The following is a 3,494-nucleotide window of genomic DNA, read 5'->3' as shown; positions in this document are numbered from 1 at the left end:
CATCGGCAAAGTCGACAACCCTAAGTACTTCATGAGTCCAGAGCGGATCAAGGCCGGGATGATTTGGTGGACTGATGGATTTGTTGAATACCAATTTCCTAACTACTTGGAAGAAAAAGATAAGTTGGAAATGCTGGACCTGTCAATGGAGCTTGGATCGGAGTTCCCCTTTTCGAACAACGTTTGGCCATCTGACATTACGTTCTACATCAATAACGTTGAAATCGGCACGTGGACCAGCCCAGGTGACTTTTCGGACATTCGTGGCAAATACACTCCGGACTGGGTGCCGGATAACGTGAACCAATATGGCCAGTTAAAAGTTGTTCGGATTACGGATCACGGCAGCTATTTAGATGGGCAACCTTTTACTGATGTTTCAATTGACGATATCGACTGGAGACAGCCAACATTCACCGTTCGGTTTGCCATCAAGGACACCGCCAAGCACAAAGGGGGCTGCACGATTTTCGGTCGCGGATTTGGAAATTATGATCAAGATATTCAAATGAAGCTGTTTCACAGTTAATACAATAGGAATGGGTGGCGAGTTTTAATGGAATTCGAAGATAAAATGCGGGAGTTTATTTTAAGCTTTTTGGAGACGCAACCAAATCAGGTTAATTTGAAAACAGTCCAAAAGTTAATCGATTACGGTAAAAATAATCACTATACCGCACCAAAAATTTTGAATGAATTATACAAGATGGATCAAAAACATGAACAAGTGCTGACTGCAACCTTGGATGTCGATTATGTTGACGGCGTCAAACTATTCAGCAATCACGCCGAAAAGTGGTTGACTCCAAAAGGTTCCGCCTATCTGGATCAACTCAAGCACCTGCAAAACAAAGCCGACACGATGGACTTTCCGGGAAAAACCGAAATTTACGAAAACACCGATTTTGACGGTTACTTGTCTCAACTCACCTCCGTCAGCAAAACTTTGAAGAGTCAATCAGAACGACTCACGCTTCAGGAATTTGCACTCGAACTTCGCCACCTATTAACGGACACCAAGAAACTCGACAAAGGTGCTTTGAACAAGTTCAAACCGTTCGTGGATCGAAATTGGACCAGCTTGTCAACGCCAATGACCCCCATTTTAGTAGAACTATCAAGGCGATTCTTAATTGAAAATAGTTATGATGGCTAACCTCACAAAATCCAAATAAAAAGCCGTCCCCAATCCGATTTTTCAGATTGGAGACGGCTTTAAGTTCTACTTAAGTTGAGAAACTTATTATAATGACTGCAACCATTCAAGGCACAGCGGGAACCACTTGGCAAAATGGTTATCGGTGCGGTCACGGTTGACAACACCAACAAATTTGTTGGCTAAACTGAAACCATGTCCGCCGGTCGCAAACAAGTGGACTTCAAAATTAACGCCATTTTTGTACAATGCTTCAGTGTAGGGATAAATGTGGTCAATGTATGGTGCCAACTCATCCCCACGGGCACCAAAGATGAAGGTTGGCGGTGTATTCTTGGTAACTTGTTTGGTAACATCCTCACTTTGAATCCCAATCTTTTCATCCAGTGCCTGGGTCAAAACCGGGTAGCCTAAGATTGCAAATTTGGCCTTAGTTGCGGATTGGTTGGAGTACGCAGCGGCGAGCTGTCCGCCGGCTGAAAAGCCAATGATCCCAAGTTTTTCAGGATCAACATTCAGATCTTTAGCGTTCTTCGTTATATAATTAAAAGCTAAATCAATACTTTGTTTGGCATCTTGATAATTCTTCTTATCATTAACGGGGTATTCCACCACAAATGCTTGATAACTTTTCGTCAAAAAAGTCAGCGCAACGCGTGCAGCGTCCCGTTCTTGAAATGTCTTGTAACTTCCGCCCGGGAGGATTACAATGCCCGGTAAAGCAACGTCACTATCGGCGTCGTAAATGTCCAATTTGATATCTTTTTCTTTATCAAATACAACTTGTTTAAAATTCATACAATCACCTCTTCTTCTATGATAAGTGGTGAGCGGAGAAAATGCTATTGGAAAAATCAATTATGCTGGCCGCTTGCCTTGCTCGCCATAGCCTAAGGTTAACTCATCAGATTTTTTTATTTGCTTATTGCAATTTTTTATAAACTTCAAAACTTTTTTGTCGTATAATTAGAAAGTTAACGGTGGATATATTATTATGGATACGAGGGAAGTGCCCATCATAATTCGGTTCCTTTCTAAAGATCATTTTTCTGAGGAGAATATTTAATGATTAATTTTTTCAATAAACACATCAAGCTGTTTTTTGCAGCCTTCGTTGTGGCATCCATTTCATTTGGAATTTATAGCCACCCTACCGCAGACAAAGCAAGTGTGCAGGTCGAATATACCACTCAGACACATCCCCATGCCTTTGCGCTCAAGAAGAACGCAAAATTGTATACGGATGTTCATCTTGGAAAGTCGGTTTCTTCTAAGCAGTTTATGAAGACCGCCTGGTATAGAAGTCAAGCTGCCAAGCTGGTCTACGGTGGAAAGACCAAGGTCGTTTATCGCCTGACCAGTGCCAACCAAAAACATAAATACTGGGTTTTAAATTCTCAAGTGACGGATATCACGTCGAAGTCATATAATGTTAAGTTAGCCCAAGCTGGCAATCAATACACCGGCAAGAAGATCGGGGTGTTTGGTGACTCCATTCCTGCTGGCTGGGACGGCTATCACTTCTATTTGAATAGTTCCTATCCGGATTGGACAGCCAAGTACTTAGGGACCAACACGAAAGTGGAAAATTTCGCCTGCCCAAGCGGTCGAATTGTTGGTCATCGGTATGCCTATCTTGGAACCACATTAGTGCCCCAAGATTTATCGGCAGCGATCAGGGCTCACAAAAGTGACATCAAGAAAATGAATATCATTTTTGTCCACATCGGCACCAATGACTACACCAACTATTCAGGCTCCGGTAGTTTGCAAAATGTCATGCGCCACTTACGATACAACATCAAGCTAATCAAAAAGTTGAATCCATCTGCCAAAATTTACGGTATCCTGCCAATTTCAAGATACGATGCGAATGGAATGAACCGCAATAATATGGCGGATATGTACGGATACACCTTCCATGACTTAAGAGCAGCTGAAGCAAAGCTCTACAAGTCAATGGGCGCCACGGTAATCAACTTCCAGCAATTTGCACCAAACGTGATCACTGATACCAACAAGGACGTCACTTTAAAAGATCACGAAATTCACCCGACTGCCCAGACAGCTCAGAAACTGGGGTATGCGTTGGCGAAGGAAATTGTTAAGTAAGAAATATGATAATACAACGCAAAGAATGCTCATTTGGTCAGATTTGGCCAGATGAGCATTCTTTGTCTCGTCTATTTGTGGTAAAAATACAGGTTGGAAATATCATAACCAACGACCAATCGCTGACTACTTTTGAAATGCAACCCAATCGGTTCGTAGGTTCCATTAACAGAAATCGTCCATTAAAAGGAATATACTGTAAGAAATTGCTTTAAATCCATTATTT

3 protein-coding genes and 1 pseudogene are annotated in these 3,494 nt (G+C 42.0%); 3 read left to right on the top strand and 1 reads right to left on the bottom strand.

Annotated elements, in window-relative coordinates:
* Together AB3112_RS09710 and AB3112_RS09705 are read left to right on the top strand one after the other, a co-directional pair.
* Positions 1-529: pseudogene (locus tag AB3112_RS09710) on the top strand (transcriptional regulator); the annotation flags it as partial.
* Between the two features lie 27 nt (positions 530-556).
* Entirely contained in the window at positions 557-1,156 is a 600-nt protein-coding gene (locus AB3112_RS09705; protein WP_239823022.1) for a hypothetical protein, read from the top strand.
* Positions 1,157-1,243: 87 nt separating this feature from the next.
* Here the strand turns inward: AB3112_RS09705 and AB3112_RS09700 are convergent, their stop codons facing one another.
* Complete coding sequence (locus tag AB3112_RS09700; protein WP_084974528.1) at positions 1,244-1,954, bottom strand: alpha/beta hydrolase; 711 nt, start codon at positions 1,952-1,954, stop codon at positions 1,244-1,246.
* 267 nt (positions 1,955-2,221) lie between these two features.
* On the opposite strand from AB3112_RS09700, the gene AB3112_RS09695 reads away from it, so the two are divergent.
* Complete coding sequence (locus AB3112_RS09695) at positions 2,222-3,268, top strand: SGNH/GDSL hydrolase family protein (protein WP_084974526.1); 1,047 nt, start codon at positions 2,222-2,224, stop codon at positions 3,266-3,268.
* Positions 3,269-3,494: the final 226 nt, after the last annotated feature.

It is taken from the genome of Lentilactobacillus sp. (genome assembly GCF_040773105.1).
GTDB classification, from domain to species: Bacteria; Bacillota; Bacilli; order Lactobacillales; family Lactobacillaceae; genus Lentilactobacillus; species Lentilactobacillus parabuchneri.
The sequence above is the reverse complement of the archived record's forward strand: the minus strand, read 5'-3'. Positions and strand labels throughout refer to the sequence as shown.

Excerpts from the sequence above, each read along its gene's own strand:
- AB3112_RS09705 (WP_239823022.1), top strand. The coding sequence starts at position 557 with ATGGAATTCGAAGATAAAATGCGGGAGTTTATTTTAAGCTTTTTGGAG.
- AB3112_RS09700 (WP_084974528.1), bottom strand. The coding sequence starts at position 1,954 with ATGAATTTTAAACAAGTTGTATTTGATAAAGAAAAAGATATCAAATTG.
- AB3112_RS09695 (WP_084974526.1), top strand. The coding sequence starts at position 2,222 with ATGATTAATTTTTTCAATAAACACATCAAGCTGTTTTTTGCAGCCTTC.